Source organism: Streptosporangium heterodermiicola (genome assembly GCF_051390675.1).
In the GTDB taxonomy this organism is placed as follows: Bacteria; Actinomycetota; Actinomycetes; order Streptosporangiales; family Streptosporangiaceae; genus Streptosporangium.
In genome coordinates this window covers 107,501-123,669 of the sequence record NZ_JBPJSR010000007.1, presented here as the reverse complement: position 1 = coordinate 123,669, position 16,169 = coordinate 107,501, and the positions used below count along the sequence as shown (strand labels likewise).

The 16,169-nt window shown below is 72.7% G+C and carries 16 protein-coding genes; 7 read left to right on the top strand and 9 right to left on the bottom strand.

Annotated elements, in window-relative coordinates; all coding sequences use genetic code 11:
- Positions 1-97 precede the first annotated feature (97 nt).
- From lnt to ACSC1Q_RS17265, 3 genes are all read left to right on the top strand, one after another.
- On the top strand, positions 98-1,981 hold the full coding sequence (gene lnt, locus ACSC1Q_RS17275) for an apolipoprotein N-acyltransferase (RefSeq protein WP_436759722.1): 1,884 nt from the start codon (positions 98-100) through the stop codon (positions 1,979-1,981).
- On the top strand, positions 1,981-2,736 hold the full coding sequence (locus ACSC1Q_RS17270; protein ID WP_436759721.1) for a polyprenol monophosphomannose synthase: 756 nt from the start codon (positions 1,981-1,983) through the stop codon (positions 2,734-2,736). The genes lnt and ACSC1Q_RS17270 overlap by 1 nt, the downstream gene beginning before the upstream one ends.
- A gap of 350 nt (positions 2,737-3,086) precedes the next feature.
- Positions 3,087-3,653 (top strand): FxsA family protein, encoded by a 567-nt coding sequence (locus ACSC1Q_RS17265; RefSeq protein ID WP_436759720.1) that lies wholly within the window; start codon positions 3,087-3,089, stop codon positions 3,651-3,653.
- A 100-nt stretch (positions 3,654-3,753) separates the two neighbouring features.
- Here the strand turns inward: ACSC1Q_RS17265 and ACSC1Q_RS17260 are convergent, their stop codons facing one another.
- On the bottom strand, positions 3,754-4,194 hold the full coding sequence (locus ACSC1Q_RS17260; protein WP_436759719.1) for an SRPBCC family protein: 441 nt from the start codon (positions 4,192-4,194) through the stop codon (positions 3,754-3,756).
- 217 nt (positions 4,195-4,411) lie between these two features.
- On the opposite strand from ACSC1Q_RS17260, the gene ACSC1Q_RS17255 reads away from it, so the two are divergent.
- Positions 4,412-4,903, top strand: a complete 492-nt coding sequence (locus tag ACSC1Q_RS17255; RefSeq protein ID WP_436759718.1) for a GNAT family N-acetyltransferase — start codon at positions 4,412-4,414, stop codon at positions 4,901-4,903.
- Between the two features lie 190 nt (positions 4,904-5,093).
- Here the strand turns inward: ACSC1Q_RS17255 and ACSC1Q_RS17250 are convergent, their stop codons facing one another.
- Both ACSC1Q_RS17250 and ACSC1Q_RS17245 read right to left on the bottom strand, forming a co-directional pair.
- Complete coding sequence (locus tag ACSC1Q_RS17250) at positions 5,094-5,666, bottom strand: snapalysin family zinc-dependent metalloprotease (protein ID WP_436759717.1); 573 nt, start codon at positions 5,664-5,666, stop codon at positions 5,094-5,096.
- 64 nt (positions 5,667-5,730) lie between these two features.
- Positions 5,731-6,849 carry a S1 family peptidase gene (locus ACSC1Q_RS17245; RefSeq protein ID WP_436759716.1) on the bottom strand — a complete coding sequence of 373 codons (1,119 nt, stop codon included), beginning with the start codon at positions 6,847-6,849 and terminating at the stop codon, positions 5,731-5,733.
- 524 nt (positions 6,850-7,373) lie between these two features.
- Between ACSC1Q_RS17245 and ACSC1Q_RS17240 the strand changes: the two genes are divergently transcribed.
- Complete coding sequence (locus ACSC1Q_RS17240) at positions 7,374-7,556, top strand: hypothetical protein (RefSeq protein WP_350967723.1); 183 nt, start codon at positions 7,374-7,376, stop codon at positions 7,554-7,556.
- A gap of 163 nt (positions 7,557-7,719) precedes the next feature.
- Here ACSC1Q_RS17240 and ACSC1Q_RS17235 read toward each other — a convergent pair whose 3' ends face one another.
- Positions 7,720-8,991 carry a phosphotransferase family protein gene (locus tag ACSC1Q_RS17235; RefSeq protein WP_436759715.1) on the bottom strand — a complete coding sequence of 424 codons (1,272 nt, stop codon included), beginning with the start codon at positions 8,989-8,991 and terminating at the stop codon, positions 7,720-7,722.
- 275 nt (positions 8,992-9,266) lie between these two features.
- Positions 9,267-10,139 (bottom strand): MHYT domain-containing protein, encoded by an 873-nt coding sequence (locus ACSC1Q_RS17230; RefSeq protein WP_436759714.1) that lies wholly within the window; start codon positions 10,137-10,139, stop codon positions 9,267-9,269.
- Positions 10,140-10,388: 249 nt separating this feature from the next.
- Between ACSC1Q_RS17230 and ACSC1Q_RS17225 the strand changes: the two genes are divergently transcribed.
- Both ACSC1Q_RS17225 and ACSC1Q_RS17220 read left to right on the top strand, forming a co-directional pair.
- Positions 10,389-10,649 carry a hypothetical protein gene (locus ACSC1Q_RS17225; protein ID WP_436759713.1) on the top strand — a complete coding sequence of 87 codons (261 nt, stop codon included), beginning with the start codon at positions 10,389-10,391 and terminating at the stop codon, positions 10,647-10,649.
- 215 nt (positions 10,650-10,864) lie between these two features.
- Complete coding sequence (locus tag ACSC1Q_RS17220; protein ID WP_436759712.1) at positions 10,865-12,061, top strand: PP2C family protein-serine/threonine phosphatase; 1,197 nt, start codon at positions 10,865-10,867, stop codon at positions 12,059-12,061.
- Between the two features lie 95 nt (positions 12,062-12,156).
- Here ACSC1Q_RS17220 and ACSC1Q_RS17215 read toward each other — a convergent pair whose 3' ends face one another.
- The 4 genes from ACSC1Q_RS17215 to ACSC1Q_RS17200 form a co-directional block, all read right to left on the bottom strand.
- Complete coding sequence (locus ACSC1Q_RS17215; protein ID WP_436759711.1) at positions 12,157-12,984, bottom strand: isocitrate lyase/PEP mutase family protein; 828 nt, start codon at positions 12,982-12,984, stop codon at positions 12,157-12,159.
- Between the two features lie 310 nt (positions 12,985-13,294).
- A complete protein-coding gene (locus ACSC1Q_RS17210) occupies positions 13,295-13,639 on the bottom strand; it encodes an RNA polymerase-binding protein RbpA (RefSeq protein ID WP_089205581.1) in 345 nt (114 codons plus the stop codon).
- A 148-nt stretch (positions 13,640-13,787) separates the two neighbouring features.
- Entirely contained in the window at positions 13,788-15,143 is a 1,356-nt protein-coding gene (locus tag ACSC1Q_RS17205; protein WP_436759710.1) for an MFS transporter, read from the bottom strand.
- A 176-nt stretch (positions 15,144-15,319) separates the two neighbouring features.
- Positions 15,320-16,117: a glycerophosphodiester phosphodiesterase family protein gene (locus ACSC1Q_RS17200; protein ID WP_436759709.1), complete on the bottom strand. Its 798-nt coding sequence runs from the start codon at positions 16,115-16,117 to the stop codon at positions 15,320-15,322.
- Positions 16,118-16,169: the final 52 nt, after the last annotated feature.

Here is a 16,169-nt window from a genome sequence, read left to right as displayed (position 1 = left end):
CCCGCCGGGCGGTAGCGTTCCGGCTAGGAACATCGGCCAGGAACACCGGCTGGGAAGGCCAGGTGCCACCCGCCCGACATCGCAAGGAGCCCCGCCCGTGGTGCAGGACAAGACGGCCGCCCCGGTGCCGGAGAGATCCGCGACGGACGATCCCGCGAACGGCCTGGACGACCCGGACGGCCCGGACGGATCGGTGGCCGGTCCCGCGCGAGGTCCGGAGGCCGGCCCGGCGGACGCCTCGGCCGCCGGTTCCATACGGGGTTCGACGGCCGGTCCGGTGAACGGCTCGACGGCGGGTCCGGCGGACGGTCCCGTACGGCGTTCCGAGGACGGTTCCGGGGGCGCCGGGCCCGCGAGCGGCCCGCCCGGCGCGGAGGTCCCTGCTCCCGTGTCGCGCCTGGCGCTGCCCGCGCGCGTCGCGGGCGCGGTGGCCGGTGGCCTGCTGGTGTTCCTCGCCTTCCCGCCGCTCGGGCTCTGGTTCCTCGCGCCGCCCGGGATGGCCCTGGCGGTCCTGGCGGTCCGCGGCACCCGTCCGCGCCGGGGCGCCTGGCTCGGCCTCCTGACAGGGCTCGCCCTGCTGCTGCCCGGCCTGCACTGGGTGAGCCCGATCGGCATCGACGCCTGGGTGGGCCTGGTCGCCATGGAGAGCGTCTTCTACGCCCTCTGGGGGGCGGGCGTCGCCCTGGTGACCCGGTTGCCTCTGTGGCCGTTGTGGAGCGCCGCGCTCTGGGTGGCGGCCGAGTGGGCGCGGGGACGGTTCCCCTTCGGCGGGTTCCCCTGGGCGCGGGTGGCCTTCAGCCAGGGAGAGTCGATCTTCACCCCGTACGCGGCGCTCGGCGGGGCACCGCTGGTTAGCTTCGCGGTGGCCCTGTGCGGCGGCCTGCTCGCCCTGGCGGCGACACGCTCCCTCCCGGCCCCGGGTACGCCCGCGTCGTCCGGTCCCCGCCCCGCCCGGGACGCGCGCCGGGTACGGGCGCTGGCCCTGCCGCTCGCCGGGGCGCTGGCCGTGCCGGCCGCGACCCTCGCCGTTCCCCGGTACGGCGACGAGGGCAGGAGCGTGACCGTCGGCGTCATCCAGGGCAACGTCCCCGGCCGGGGCATGCACCCGCTGGGCGACGAGCCCGCCGTGGTCCTCGGCAACCACACCCGGATGCTCCACCAGATGGCGCGGGACGTCAGGGAGGGCAGGACGCCCCGCCCCGACCTGGTCGTGCTGCCGGAGAACTCCACCGACATCGACCCGCTGAGCGACGACTTCGCCAGGAGCGAGATCGACGCGGCGGTCAAGGACGTCGGGGTGCCCGTCCTGGTCGGCGCCGTGGTCAGGATCGGGGACAGGAACCGGGCGACCCGCAGCATCGTCTGGGACCCGGTCACCGGTCCCGGCGCCTACTACGACAAGCAGCAGCTGGTCCCCTTCGGGGAGTTCACCCCGCTCAAGGATCTCGTGCTGGCCCTGTTCGAGCGGGCCTCCCTGGTCGGCAGGCAGTCGGTGGCGGGCACCCGCGACGGCGACCTCAAGCTCGGCCCGGTGACCGTCGGCGCGATCAACTGCTACGAGGTGGCCTTCGACGGGATCGTGGGCGACACCGCCAGGACCGGTGCCACGCCGCTGGTGGTGCAGACCAACAACGCCACCTACGCCCTGACCAACCTGCCGCCGCAACAGCTCGCCATGTCCCAGCTGCGGGCCGTGGAGCACAATCGAGCGGTGATCACTTCCGCGATCACCGGCATCTCGGCGTACGTGACCCCGAGCGGTTCGATTGCCTGGCGTACCGGTGAGCTGGTACCGGCCATGAACGTGCTGACCGTTCCGGTCAGGACCGCGCGGACCGTCGCGACCCGCGTGGGCGCGCTGCCCGAATGGGCCCTGATACTTGTGGGTGCGGGTGCGGTGGCCGCCGCCTGGCGCCGCCGGACACCCGGCGCGGGGCACTCCGTGAACCGGGAGGATGATCAGCAGGTGGGAGACGCGTGATGGAGCGGATGCTTGGTCGGGTGCTCGTCATCGTCCCGACGTACAACGAGCGGGAGAACCTGCCGCCGATCACCCGGCGGCTGCGCGAGGCGGTGCCCGAGGCCCATCTCCTGATCGCGGACGACGACAGCCCCGACGGCACGGGGGCGATCGCCGACGAGCTGGCGGCCGGCGACGACCACGTCCACGTGCTGCACCGGGCGGTCAAGCAGGGGCTGGGAGCCGCCTACATCGCGGGCTTCCGCTGGGGCCTGGAGGAGGGCTTCGGCGTCCTCGTGGAGATGGACGCCGACGGTTCCCACCAGCCGGAGGAGCTGCCCAAGCTGCTGGACGCGCTGGCGAGGGGGGCCGACCTGGCGATCGGGTCCCGGTGGGTGCCCGGCGGCAAGGTCGTCAACTGGCCGGCCTCGCGGGAGTTCCTGTCGCGCGGCGCCAACATCTACACCAGGCTCCTGCTCGGCCTCCCGGTCCGCGACGCCACCGCGGGCTTCCGCGCCTACCGCGCCTCGGCCCTGGAGAAGCTCAACCTGGACGACGTCGAGTCGCGGGGCTACTGCTTCCAGGTGGACCTGACCCTGCGTACGGCCATCGGCGGGATGCGCGTCAAGGAGGTGCCCATCACCTTCGTGGAGCGCACCGTCGGGGCCAGCAAGATGAGCCGGGGCATCGTGTTCGAGGCCCTGTGGCGGATCACCGTCTGGGGCGTCACCGGCCTGCCCGCCCGCCTGCGCCGCCGCCGCGACCGCCGGCGCTGACCTCGGGGCGCTCCGCGGTCCCCGCGGTCCACGGGCCCGCGTCCGCTCAGACGCCTCGGTCCGCCCAGAAGGCCCGGACTGTGCGGGCCGCCCGGGAGGGTCCGGGCGGGGTTTCGCGGGCCCGCGTCCGCTCGAACGCCGCGGACGGCCGGACGGCCGGACGGCCCTGACGGGGTTTCGTGGTCCCGGGCGGGGGCGTCCGGGGCGCTCTCGCGAGGCCGCCGGACCCCCTCGGGGATGCGATCCTGAGAGTCCGCCGAGGACGCCGTCCACGCTGAGCGAACGCGGAACGCGCCGCCGCTCCGGGACGTTGTTCATGTCGTATGGCTGTCGCACGAGTTGAGGCGAAAATGCGCATTCTGCTGTTCCTGACCTTCCTCGTGGTGCCGGTCCTCGAGATATGGGTCCTCATCCAGGTCGGCCAGGTCATCGGCGGATGGCCCACGGTGGCCGTCCTGCTCGCCGACAGCCTGCTCGGCGCCTGGATCGTGCGCCGCGAGGGCCGCCGGGCCTGGCGCAACCTCCAGGGCGCCCTGCAGAGCGGCCGGATGCCCGACCGCGAGCTCGCCGACGGCGCGCTGATCCTGGTGGGCGGCACGCTGCTGCTCACCCCTGGGTTCCTCACGGACGTCCTCGGCTTCCTGTGCCTGCTGCCGTTCACCCGGCCGATGGTCCGCAGGCTCGGATCCTGGTTCTTCGCCCGCCGGGTCCGCACCCTCGTCGCCAGGAACGCGGCGGGCGCCGGGCTCGGCTCGCCGTTCGGCGGTCCCGGCTCGCCCTTCGACGTGCTGCGCGACGCCGGGAGGCCCTCGGGCTCGGGGCCGGTCGTCCACGGCGAGGTCGTCCGCGACGAGCCGGGTGGCGCGGGCGCGCCGGGCGGTGCCGGAGACTCCGGCCGGGGTCTCACCGGCCGCTGAGCGCGGCCACCGGTGTCCCTTTCCCGATTCACCGCCTCCGGCTCACGGATCGCTGAGCGCGGCCACCGGTCTCACCTTTCCCGGTTCGACCGCCTCCGTCTCACCGATTGCTGAGCGAGGCCAGGCGGTGCAGCGAGAACCGGAACAGGGCCGCGTTCAGCGGCTTGATCACCCGCCAGCCGAGCTGCCCGGCCGCGCCGAACGGCACGTCGAGCTCCTCCTCCCAGACGATCGTGCTGCCGCCCTCGCGGGGCAGCACGCGGAAGATCCCGGTGCCGCGCACCAGCCATCCGGTGTGCCGGACCCCCACGCTCCTGGGCGGGTCCCACTCGGTGATCTCCATGGTGTCGAGGAACCCGGCGGGCCCCACTCCGGTGAAGGCCTCCAGGTGGCTCCCGACGCTGTGGCCGTTCCCGGCGGTCACGCGCGCCCGGGTAAGGAACATCCACTCGCCGTGTCTCCGCCAATTGGTCAGCACGGCGAACACCCGTTCCGGCGGGACGTGCGCGTCCACCGAGACGCTGATACGGGAACTGGTCATTCCTGGATCCTTCCCCCGCGACCGGCGGCCGACCCTCAGGCCCTTCCGCACCCGTGAGATCCTGCCGTGGGCGTTGACAGGAAAACCCTATTTTTCTACCTTTTAAGTCGGAATTTCGGTTGGCTCGGGATCATGAGGGCGTGACGGCGCGACACGTGCCGCGGCGAGCCCGGGACGGTCCGCGGCCGCGAGAACGGGGAGAGGGGCGGTTCCACACATGACCGCGTTCGCGCAGGGAACCGGCCTGATCGAGGTGAGGCCGGTCGGCTGGGACGACACGGCGGCCGTGGCGCTCAGGCAGGCCATGACCGACGAGATGGACGCCCGCTACGCCGACATGCTCGCCGTCATCGGCCTCGTGCCCAGTGGCATGAACGTCCGGCCGGAGACCGTCGCCTACACCGGGGTCGCCTACACGGCGGAGGGCGTCGCGGTCGGCCACGTGGCGCTGCGCGGGCTCGGTGACGACATGGAGCTCAAGCGGATGTTCGTGACCCCGTCCCACCGGGGCACCCGCGTGGCGCGGGCCCTGCTGGCCGCCGCCGAGGACGCGGCCCGCGCGCTGGGCGCGCCCAGGGTCGTCCTGCAGACCGGTCCCCGCCAGCCGGACGCGGTGAGGATGTACGAGCGGGAGGGCTACACCCCCATCCCCGTCTTCGCCCCCTACGACCGGCTCCCCGGCTCCCTCTGCTTCGAGAAGCTCCTCTGACGCGGCCCCTCCCGGCGGGGACGGGAAGTGCCGGTCAGGGCGGGAAGTGCCGATGGAACTCGCCGTGAGAGCGGGGAGCCCGGTGGAGTTCACGGCCGCCGGGAGCCGGGTCTCCACCGGTCCCCGGACACGGGTTCGCCGGCCCGGCCGAGGGGACGGCCGGACCGGCGAGGTGCTCGCGGGCGTCTGTCTAGGACGGGGACGCCGCGTGCTCCGGACTGTCGACGTAGATCCGACCGAAGTCGATCGCCGGGGCGAATCCAGCGAAGTTACGCTGGACCTCGGCTCTCTCCGCCGCGTTCGGGTTCGGGTTGGTGCAGCTCGTGCCCGCGCTCGCGCCGGACATCAGGTCCGTGCACCGGCCGGTACGCCGGTCGGGCAGGCCCAGGATGTGGCCGATCTCGTGGGCGGCGATCCGCAGCGGGTTGTGGCCCTCCGCGGTCGCCTGTCGCCCCATCCACACGGTTCCGCGACCCAGGCTGGTGGGCTGCGCACGGGGCCAGCCGTTGTCGGCGATCACCACGAAGTCCGCGGGACTGCCGGCCACCAGTCGTACGTTCGGGGCGCTGGAGTTCCAGATCTGGGCCGCCTGGTCCACGGCGGACCGGAACTCCGCGGCCCTGCTCGCGTCGTACCTGAGCACACGGACCGCTGCCGTACGGGCGTCCGCCGCGTGGGCGGGCGCCGCCTGGGCGGGGGTGACCGTCACCAGGAAGGCCAGCCCCAGGATGAGGGCGACGCCGAAGCGGATGATTCTTGACATTTCTAGCGGGCCTCCTCGGCCATCGGGGGGTTGCTCACGGGGAGCAGCTGGTGAGGAGGTGAGATCAGCCGGTGACGAGCGTCAGCCCGTACGCCGAGAGGATCTCGTTGACCGGCTGGTGGTAGGTGGTGCCGCCGGAGCTGCAGTTGCCCGAGCCGCCGGAGGTGACACCCTGGGCCTGGCTGCCGGAGATGAACGAGCCGCCGGAGTCGCCGGGCTCGGCGCACGCGCTGGTGCGGGTCAGGCCGCTCACCGAGCCCTGCGAGTAGTTCACGGTGGCGCCGTGCTGCTGGATGGTGCCGCAGCGCCAGCCGGTGGTGGAGCCGGAGCGGCAGATCGAGGAGCCGACCGAGGCCTGGGTGGAGCCGCGAACGGTGACGTTGGCGCCGCCGGCGCCGCGGACGTAGGGGGTCATGGTGTGGCCGGGGGTGGAGACCCAGGCGTAGTCGTTGCCGGGGAACGACGAGCCGTAGAAGGAGCCGGACGGGCTGCTGGTGACGCTGCCCGCCCTGCCGCAGTGACCGGCGGTCACGAAGCCGGGGGCGCTGCCACGACGCGCGGAGAAGCCGATGCTGCAGCGGCTGCCGCCGATGTAGTAGGCGTTGCCACCGATGATGTTGATGAAGGCCTGGGGCTTCTCGGCGGAGAGCGCCACCTTCACGGCGCTCTTGTCGGCGCCCGCGGCGGCGGCGAGGGCCTCGCCCGCGGCCTGGTCGGCGGCGAGGACCACGACGCTGTTGGTCGTGACGTCGACGTACCAGAGGGAGGCACCCGCCTTCGCCTCCGCCGACGCCCCGTCGAGCTTGGCCTTGACGGCGTCGAGGCTGGCGAGGGAACGGCCGACGATCACGGGCTGCGCGCCCTTGGCCCTGATGGCGCCGGCGTCGGCGGCGTCGGTGGTCGCCACGGAGAGCTGGGAGGCGTCGCCGTTGAGCCAGGCGCCGGCGTACTCGGCGCCGAGCTCCTGGGTCAGGGCGGCCTCGGAGGCGGCCGCGCGGTGCTCGTTGGCCAGGCGCTGGACGGCCTGCTCGGCGGTGAGGCCGAGGTCGCGCTGGAGGGCCTCAAGCATGGATGCCGGAGGCTGGGGCGGGGGGGCGGATGCTGCGACGGCGGGCGCCACGGTGGCGACCAGGTACAGGGCCACGGTAGCGGCGCCGGCCAGGAGGGTACCTCGACGTAACATGAACACTCCTTGTGAGGGGTGATGTCAAGGTATTCGGGAGAGGCTCGCGGAGGGATCTCCCAAAGAATCCCTATCGCGATGTTATGGGGACCTTGATGGCTTTCTGGGGCGATGACGAGGTGGCGTGCGGTGGCCTTGCGCGAGCACCGCGGACGCTTCTCTCCCGAGGCGGTGATGAGACCGAAACAGTCGAGGAGTGTGGCCGAAACGCCCGGCGGAGGATCGGCGATCGCGTGCTTTCCCCCCTCGCGCGGCCGGGGGGAACTCTGGAAGACTGGTCGTCGCGCCCTTGGCGCACGGGTTCCGATTCCTGACAGCGATCAAACGGAGCGCGTCGATGACTTGTTCTGGACATCCAGAACTCGCGAGGATGGGTCGCTGCACCGCACGTGCGGACGGCCGAGGGAAAGGCGCCCTCGCGAGGTCGGCTCCTCGCCTCCCCCGGACGCGCCCCGCGCGGGCCGTCGTCCCGGCCCCTCACCGTCCGGCCGTCACGGCCCGGATGTCACAGAAGGACACGTGTCATGACTGACGAAGCCGCCGCCGCCGACGAGAGCGAGGAGACGGCGACGCTGCCGCGCCGCGTCGACGCGCTCCGGTGCCCGCACACCGAGCCCGGCGAGCGCCGCTGCGTCCTGCCACCCGGCCACGAGCTGGACCACGTCTACCCGCACAAGAAGGCCCCCGCGCTGTGCGCGGGTGAGTGACGGGCCGATCGCGCACCACCGCCCACCACCGCCCACCGGCCGCTCCCGGAGCTGCGGGCGTCCCCGGCCTCGCGGACGAGAACGGGCCCGCCCGCGCGGGGGAGCCGCCCCAGAGGTCCCGCGGGAGGAGTTCCCCTCAGAAGGCCCTCGGAGTGAGGTCCCCTCAGAGGACGCCGATCGCCTCGGCGGCCGTCACGGCCGCGCGGACGGCCTGCGCCGGGTCCCCCTCGTGATAGCGCCGCTCACTCGTCTCGATGTTGTCGAGGAACTCCTGGTAGCGGAGGGCGTACGCGAGATGCTGCAGCGGTTCCGCCAGGATCAGCGCGCGGGCCGGGTCGCAGCCGGGGACGCTCGCCGCCCACGTCGCGCACCAGGCGTCCGCGGCCGCCTCCCAGCGGTCTGCGGGCAGGAAGTCGCGGGGCCGCAGCCCGTCGAGGGCGGGGTGGCCGTAGTGGCTGTCGGCCAGGTCCAGCACGACGGTGCCGCGCGGCCCCGACACCCAGTTGCCCGGGTGGAAGTCGCCGTGCACCAGCGTGCACGGCAGGCCGCAGGACTCCAGGGCGGCGACCAGAGACGGCAGGCGGCCGGCCAGCCGGTGGGCCAGGCGCAGCTCCCCGGTGTCCAGGTCGCCGCCCGCCTCGCCGTCGAGCAGCCCGCCCACCAGGGCGGCCATGGCCGCGGGAGTGCGGTCGAGCAGCCCCTCGGGCCGCCCGCCCCCGCGCGCGGCGAGAGCCGCCTGTGCCCTCGCCAGCCGGCTCACCGCCCCGGCGACGATCTCCCGGGGCGCACCGTGACAGTCGCCGCCCGGCACGTGCTCCAGGAGCACCCGCCGGTTCGGGGTGTCGGCCGCCACCACGGCGGGCACCAGGCCGGGGTCCTCCGCCGCGAGCATCCCGATCGCGAGGGCCTCGTCGGCGGCGAAACCGGGAGTGATCTTCAACCAGACCGGTCCCGGGCTCGTGGGGACGCGGAACAGCCCCGCCAGGTTCCAGGTCCTCACCTGCCGCGCGGGTCCCTCGGCGGGCCTGCCCGCCTCGCGCAGCGCGGTCTGGGCCCAGCCGAGCGCCGCGCGCACCCCCGAGGCCTTCGCCCATTCAGCCCGGTGTGCCACGGGGCCCGCCAGGTCTTCGGGCGCGGACGGCCTCCCGGTCGCGCCCGGATCACCGGGCCGCAGGGAGGCCAGGCCGGGCGCCGGCGTGCCGAGGGCCTCGACGTGGTAGGTCGTGTGGCCCTCGCGGGGGCCGCGGCCCCGCTCCTCGGCGTCGACCAGGCGCAGCACCACCACGGGCGTGCCGAGCACCCCCTCCAGGTGAGCCACGACCGATCCGACCTCGGCCCACCAGGGGTCGGCCACCGGGAACGGCCCGACCGTTCCCAGCCACTCGCCGCCGGCCGTCACGAGGGCGCTCACCGTGCGGCCCGACGCTTCGCTCACGGGGGCGCTCACGTGCGGCCCGACGCTTCACTCACGCGGGCAGTGTGCCGCCGGGGAGGTCGTCGGCGCCACGGGTTTTCACCGAAGCCCTCCCCGGGCCGGAGCGCCGGGGTCTTCCCGGGCCGGAGCCCCCGGTGTCTCGCCGGCCAGGAGCACAGGACCTCCTTGAGCCGGAGTGCCGGGACCTCCTGGAACGTCCTCGAACACCCCCGACCCGCCCCGACCCGAGCCTCCCCGGGGGCGCAGGGGGCTCGGTCGACGCCCGGCGGGTCCGTTCAGTGCCCGGGGTCGTGGCCGTCGAACAGGGAGGGTTCGTGCCGCCGGCTCGGCTGTGCGTGGGGCCCCATCGGCCCTGCGGGGTGGTCGCCGTCACCCGCGCGGGAGCGCCGCAGCTGCGACCGGAGCTCCGCGTCCTCGCGCATCTCCTGCTCGGAGGGGGACAGGAAGATGGCCAGGAGCAGCCCGAGGGTGAGCAGGCTGATCCCGACGAGCAGGGGCAGCATGAAGTCCATCCCCTGCGCCCCGCTCGCCGGCGAGGCGATGTCGTGGAGGCCGACGTCCATGGCGAACATGCCGGTGTAGTGCATCCCATTGACCGCGAGCCCCATCAGCAGGGCGGCGCCGGTGGTGGCGAGCGCCCCGCGTACGCGCAGGCTGAACCAGAGCGCCACCGTCGCCGCGACCACGGCGATGAGCACCGACACCCCGACCAGGAGAGGGTCGTAGCTCACGTGCGCGGACATGTTCATGGCCGCCATGCCCAGGTAGTGCATGCCGGCCACGCCCAGGCCGGTCAGCAGCCCGCCGCCGAGGAGCGCGCCGGTGCTGTTCTCCTTGCGCGAGACCAGGTAGAGGCCGGCGCCGACGACGACGACCGCGAGCAGCGCGGACGCGACGGTCAGCGGTACGTCGTAGCGGATCGAGGTGCCCCGCACGTCGAAGCCCATCATCGCGATGAAGTGCATCACCCAGATGCCGGTCCCGCCGATGGAAAGGGCCGCGCCGCCGAGCCAGAGGAGGGGTGACCCCTCCTCCGTCCCGCGTGCCCGCGCGGCGAGCAACAGTCCCAGCAGACAGCCGATACTCGACATGATGTACGAGGCCGCCGGCGTGACGAACCCGTAGGCGAAATGGTCGATGGCAGGCATGGCGAACTCCTGGCGGACGGGAGACGATTGGAACGTGCCAGGCCGAGAGCGGGCCTGACGGCATACGGGGGCGGTTTGGGGTGGGGCGGGCCGCGGGTGGCTGACCGACCAATCACTGCGAGGGGTGCTCACCTTACAGTTCCCCGGTTCCGAATGGCCATAATGGGGTGATTAAGAATGCCTAAAACGATCACGCGGTGACTGTTCCGCTCACGTGAAGTGAACATTCCAGGAGAGGAGGGGGGCCCGATGATCAGGCTCACCGGCCAAGGACGGAAGACGCCGCCGCCTCCGATATGGCCGGAGGACCGCTACGAGGTCGTCTGCGAGCGCGACGATCCGCACGGGGGCACCCGTGACCGCTACCACTTCCCCCGGCACGCGGTGCACTCGGCCCGTGACCTGGAGACGGCCGGGCTCGCCAGGAGGGTGCGCGTGGTCAGGCTGTCCGACGGGGTGGTGATCTACGACCGCGTCAACGGCGTCGACCTGCCCGCCGACGAATGGTGACCCGCCGGTCCCCGCGACGGGGCGGGAGGGAGCCGGGTCAATCACCCGGCCGGGGGTAGGGGTCCTGGATGGACGCCGGACGCGCCGCTCGTGCCGGCCGCCCGGGGTGCCGTGAGTGTCGAGGAGTGGTCGTGGACGGATCTGTGCCATCTGTACCGCGAACGGACGGGAATCGCGGAAACGGCGAGAAGGGGTCCTACGAGGGACGCGCGAGAATGCTCGCGGGACTGGCCGAGGCCAGCCACATGAGCGCGGTGGAGAACCTGCCGGCTCTCGTCGAGGAGCACGCCTCCTACGTCGGGCTGCACGACGTGCTGATCTACCTGGCCGACCTGCAGCAGGACGTCCTGCGCCCGCTGACCGGCCCTGACGTCGGTGAGGAGAGGCGGAAGGGCGAACTGCGGATCGACGGGACGCTGGCGGGCCGGGCCTTCCAGGAGGTTCGCGTCCTGTCCAGGCTCCCCTCGGAGGACGAACCGGGCCGCTGGTGGGTGCCGCTGCTCGACGGCACCGAACGCCTCGGGGTGCTGCGCGCCAGCTTCCGGCCGGGGGCGGACGAGAAACGGGCACAGGAGGACATGCGGCATCTCGCGTCCATGATCTCGCTGCTGCTGGTGAGCAAGCGCTCCCAGAGCGACTCCTACGCCCGGCTGGTGCGGACCCGGCCGATGAACGTCGCCGCCGAGATGCAGTGGAACCTGCTGCCGTCGCTCACCTTCGCCACCGAGGAGGTGGTGATCGGCGCCGCGCTCGAACCGGCCTACGCGCTCGGCGGCGACGCCTTCGACTACGCGCTGTCCGGCGATTCCGTCCACCTGGCGGTCTTCGACGCGATGGGCCACGACGCGTCCGCCGGGCTGACCTCGAACCTCGCGGTGGCCGCCTGCCGCAACCGCCGCCGCCAGGGCGCCGGTCTCGTCGAGGTCAGCGAGGGGATCGAGGAGGTGCTGATCGAGGAGTTCGGCCTGGGCAACCGCTTCGCCACGGCGATCCTCGCCAACCTGGACATGCGCACCGGCGTGTTCACCTGGGTCAACCGCGGCCACCACCCCCCGGTGGTGATCAGGAGAGGGCGCTGGGTCGCCACCCTGCAGTGCCCGCCCGCCCACCCGATGGGTCTCGGCCTGGGGCTCACCGTGACCCTGTGCAGGGAGCAGCTGGAGCCCGGCGACCGCGTGCTCCTCTACACCGACGGCATGACCGAGGCCCGCAACCGGCTGGACCAGGAGTTCGGCCTGGAGCGCTTCGTCGACTTCATCATCCGCCGCAACGCCGACGGCCTTCCCGTACCGGAGACCCTGCGCCGCCTGGTCCGCAGCGTGCTGGAGTATCACGACGGGAGGCTGCAGGACGACGCGACCGTCCTGCTGGTGGAGTGGCGCGGCGGCGCCCAGAAGAAGCTGCGCCTCTGAACCGGGGGCGCGGAGGCCGGGACCCCGAGCCCCCGGGCCGGGGGGCGGCGGGCGGACGGCGAGCCCCCGGCCCCCCGGGCCCCCGGCCCCCCGGGTCAGCGGGCGGACGGCTCGGGAGAGTAGGGGCTCTCGCCGTCCCGGATCGCCGAGAGCATCCGGGCCGTGTACGCCCGTACGGCCTCGTGCAGGCCGTGGCCGAAACTCACGCGGGCCACCCCGAGGTCCGCGAGCTCGCCGAGCGACGGCGTGCCGGGGCGGAACAGGATGTTGATCGGCCCCTCCATCTTCTCGACCAGCGCGCGGACGGCCCCCGTCTCGGTCGCGAGGATCGGATAGACGCAGTCGGCGCCCGCCTCCAGGTAGCGGCGGCCCCGCCGCACCGCCTCGGCCAGCCGCTCCTCGGCGCTCCCGGTGCCGTGGAGGTAGGTGTCGACCCGGGCGTTGATCACCAGGTCCACGCCCGCGCCGGTCGCGGCGGCCCTGACGGCGCCGAGGAAGGCGGCCTGCTCCTCGATGTCGATCATCACCTCGGTACGGGGGTCGGAGTCCTCCAGGTTGCAGCCGGACGCCCCCGCGGCGACGAGCCGCTCGACCAGCTCGGCGGGCTCCAGCCCGTAGCCGCGCTCCATGTCGGCGGTGACGGGCAGGCCGACCGAACGGCTGATCCTGGCGATCGCGGCCAGCATCTCCTCGACCGGGGTCTCCTCGCCGTCGTCGTACCCGAGCACCGGGGCGATCGCGGCGCTGCCGGTGGCGACCACCGGGAAGCCCGCCGCCTCGACGGCGCGGGCCGACGCGGCGTCCCAGACGTTGGGCAGCACCAGCGGGCGGCCGGGTGTGTGCAGCGCCCGCAGCGCCGAGGCCTTCCCCTGGGTCGTCGCCGGTGTGGAGCCGCCGGTGTTCTCGCTGGTCGAAGTGGTCATGGGAGCGACCCTAGGGGGAGAGCGGACCGACCTTAAGAGCCAATTCCGCGACATTCGATTGGGCCACTTTCCCCGTTGCCGCCACCGGGGGAGAAACCGGACGATCTTCCGTGGTGAGACGGTCCTCCGGGAGGCGCTGGGACGGAGATCTCAAGGAGGTCCCGGAGGTGAAGCCCCGGAAGACGGAGGTCTCCGAAGGCGGGAGGCCCGGAGAAGATGCCCTGAAAACGGAGAAAAGGCCTCGGGAAGGGGAGACCCCCGGCCCTGGTGGGGGCCGGGGGTCTCCGACTCTCCGAACTCTTCGAATCGGTCAGGCGCTCTTGCGGCGCTGGGCGCGTAAAATCGCCAGGCGCTCGTTGAGCACCTCCTCCAGGTCCTCGATCGTGCGGCGCTCCAGCAGCATGTCCCAGTGCGTCCGTGGGGGCTTGGCCTTCTTTGCCTCCGGCAGCTCGCCGTCCACCCGGAGGGCGGTCGCGCCGCACATGCGGCACTCCCAGGTCGCCGGGATCTCGGCTTCAGCGGCAAGCGGAACGTCGAATCGATGACCCTTCGGGCAGGTGTAGGACACCTCCTGGCGCGGGGCCAGATCGGTGTTGCGGTCGTTCTCGTAGCTGGTCGCCCCGAGTCTGGTGCCGCGTAGCGCACGCTCGCCCATGTCTGAATGCCTCCTGAGGGCCCCGTCGTGAGGGGTTTGTCTCCCACGGCGTACAACGCTTGATACCGTGTGTGGATTCCCACAGACAGGGTGATCCAATCGCACGTTCTTGACCCGGTCTGCGATGGGCTCTTTTTTCGGGGTGTCCTCAGAGGCGTTCCGGCACCTGATTTCCGGCCGCTCTGATGGCCTTGGGCAGGTCGACGAGGGCGAGCAGCACGAAACCGAGCACGAAGAAGATCACCAAAGAGATGATTCCCAGGCGATAGCTGTCGGTCAGCTGGAGCGCCAGGCCGAGGGTGAACGAGCCGAGGAACGTCGAGCCCTTGTCGCTGATCTCGTACAGGCTGTAGTACTCCGCCTCCTTGCCCTTCGGGATCACGTGGGAGAACAGTGATCTCGACAGGGCCTGCGTCCCGCCCATCACGATCGCGATGGCGAACCCCAGCGCGAAGAAGGGCAGGGCCGCGCCCTTGGGCAGGAAGTAGGCCACGGCCACCACGGCGATCCAGGCGATCAGCGCGACCATCACCACCCGCTTGGCCCCGTACGAGGCGGCGAGCCTGCCGAGCAGCAGCGCCCCGAAGAAGGCCACGAACTGCACCATCAGGATCGCCGCGATCCGTACGGTCTGGTCCAGCCCGAGCTCCTTGTCGGCGTAGGTGGCCGAGAAGGAGATGACGGTCTGCACGCCGTCGTTGTAGATGAGATAGGCGACCAGGAAGCCCAGGGTCAGCGGATAGCGCCGAAGCTCCTTGATCGTGCGGCCCAGCTGGCGGAAGCTGCCGGTCACGGCCTGGCCCGCGCTCTCCGCGCCCGAGGGGAGCGCCCGCCGGTTGCGCAGCCGCAGCAGCGGGATGATCGTGAACCCGCCCCACCACAGGCCCGCGGACGACAGGGCGATGCGCACGGCGTCGCCCTCGGTGATGCCCAGGTCCTCATGGCCGAGGAAGAGCGCCAGGTGGACGGCGAGCAGCAGGCCGCCGCCGAGATAGCCGAAACCCCATCCCCTGGCGGAGACCTTGTCGCGCTCGTCCGCCGTGGAGATCTCCGGCAGGAACGAGTTGTAGATCACGAACGCGGCGGCGAAGGCGACGCTGGACACCAGGAACAGCGCGCCGCCCAGCAGGTAGCGCCCGTCGGCGACGAACCAGAAGCAGACGGTCGCGCCCGCGCCGATGTAGGCGAAGAGGCCGAGAAGCTCCTTCTTGCGGCCGGTGTGGTCGGCCAGCGCGCCCACCACGGGCATCAGGATGATCTGCAGGATGGCCGCGACGCCCACCACGAAGGAGTAGTAGGCGCTGGGCCGCACGTCGAACCCGATCACGTCCACGTACGGGCGTCCCTGGGCGGCGGTCTCCGCGATCGTCGTCAGGTACGGGCCGAGGAAGACCGTCAGGATGGTGGTCGGGAAGGCGGAGTTCGCCCAGTCGTAGAAGTACCAGCCGCGTTGCTCGCGGAGCCGGGACTGGGGGGAGTCCTCGACGGCCTGTTCGGAGGTCATGAGCGGTCCTCGGTCTGTCGGGAGGCGGGGCGGGGGCGGGGGCGGGGTCGAGTTCGGCTTCGGGGGAGCGGGGAGGGGCGGGGAGGGGCAGGGAGGGGCGGGAAACGGTGGCGGGGCCGGGGGCTCCGGGGAGGAACGGGGCCTGGGGCGGGGGGCGAGGTCCGGGCTCGTGGGGTCTACGCGGCGAGACGGCCCGGATACCACTGGTCACGGGCCGCCAGCACGTCGCGCAGCCCCGAGATGTTGTCGGTCATCAGGCCGTCCACCCCGAGGTCGAGCAGGCGTTCCATCACCCCGGTGTCGTTGACGGTCCACACGTGGATCTGCATGCCGAGCGCGTGCGCCGTACGGATCAGGGCGGGCGTGGTGATCCGCAGGCCGCGAAAGCCGACCGGCACCTGCGCGCACGGCACTCCGGCGCGGGCCAGGCGGGCGAGCAGGCGGCCGTACCCGGAGGTGGTGGCGGCGGCGCGCAGGGTCGCCACGCCGCGCGGGCCCAGCGAGGAGCACACCTCGCGGCCGATCGCGGCGCGGGCCCTGGCGAGCCGCTCCTCGGAGAAGGAGGTGAGGCAGATCCGGTCGTGGGCGGCGGTCCGGCCGATCGCCCTGGCGAGCGGCGCGATGGCCGCCGACTCCTTGACGTCGATGTTGAAGCGCGCCTCGGGCCACGAGCCCAGCAGGTCCTCCATCAGCGGGATCTCGTCCACGCCGCCGATCCGCGCCTCGCGCACCGCCCGGTACGGCAGCTCGGCGATCCGGCCCCGGCGGTCGGTCACCCGGTCCAGGGTGTGGTCGTGGAAGGCGAGCAGCACCCCGTCGGCGGTGGCGTGCGCGTCGGTCTCCAGGTAGGTGTAACCGAGCTCGACGGCCCGCTCGAACGCGGAGAAGGTGTTCTCCCTGCCCTCGGCGGCCCCGCCCCGGTGGGCGAAGGGCAGGGGGCCGGGATGGTCGAGGAAGGGGTAACGGCGTCGCACGTGCAGGAGTATGCCCCCTGCGGGCCGGACGCGTCATCGCGGACAGGTGAAC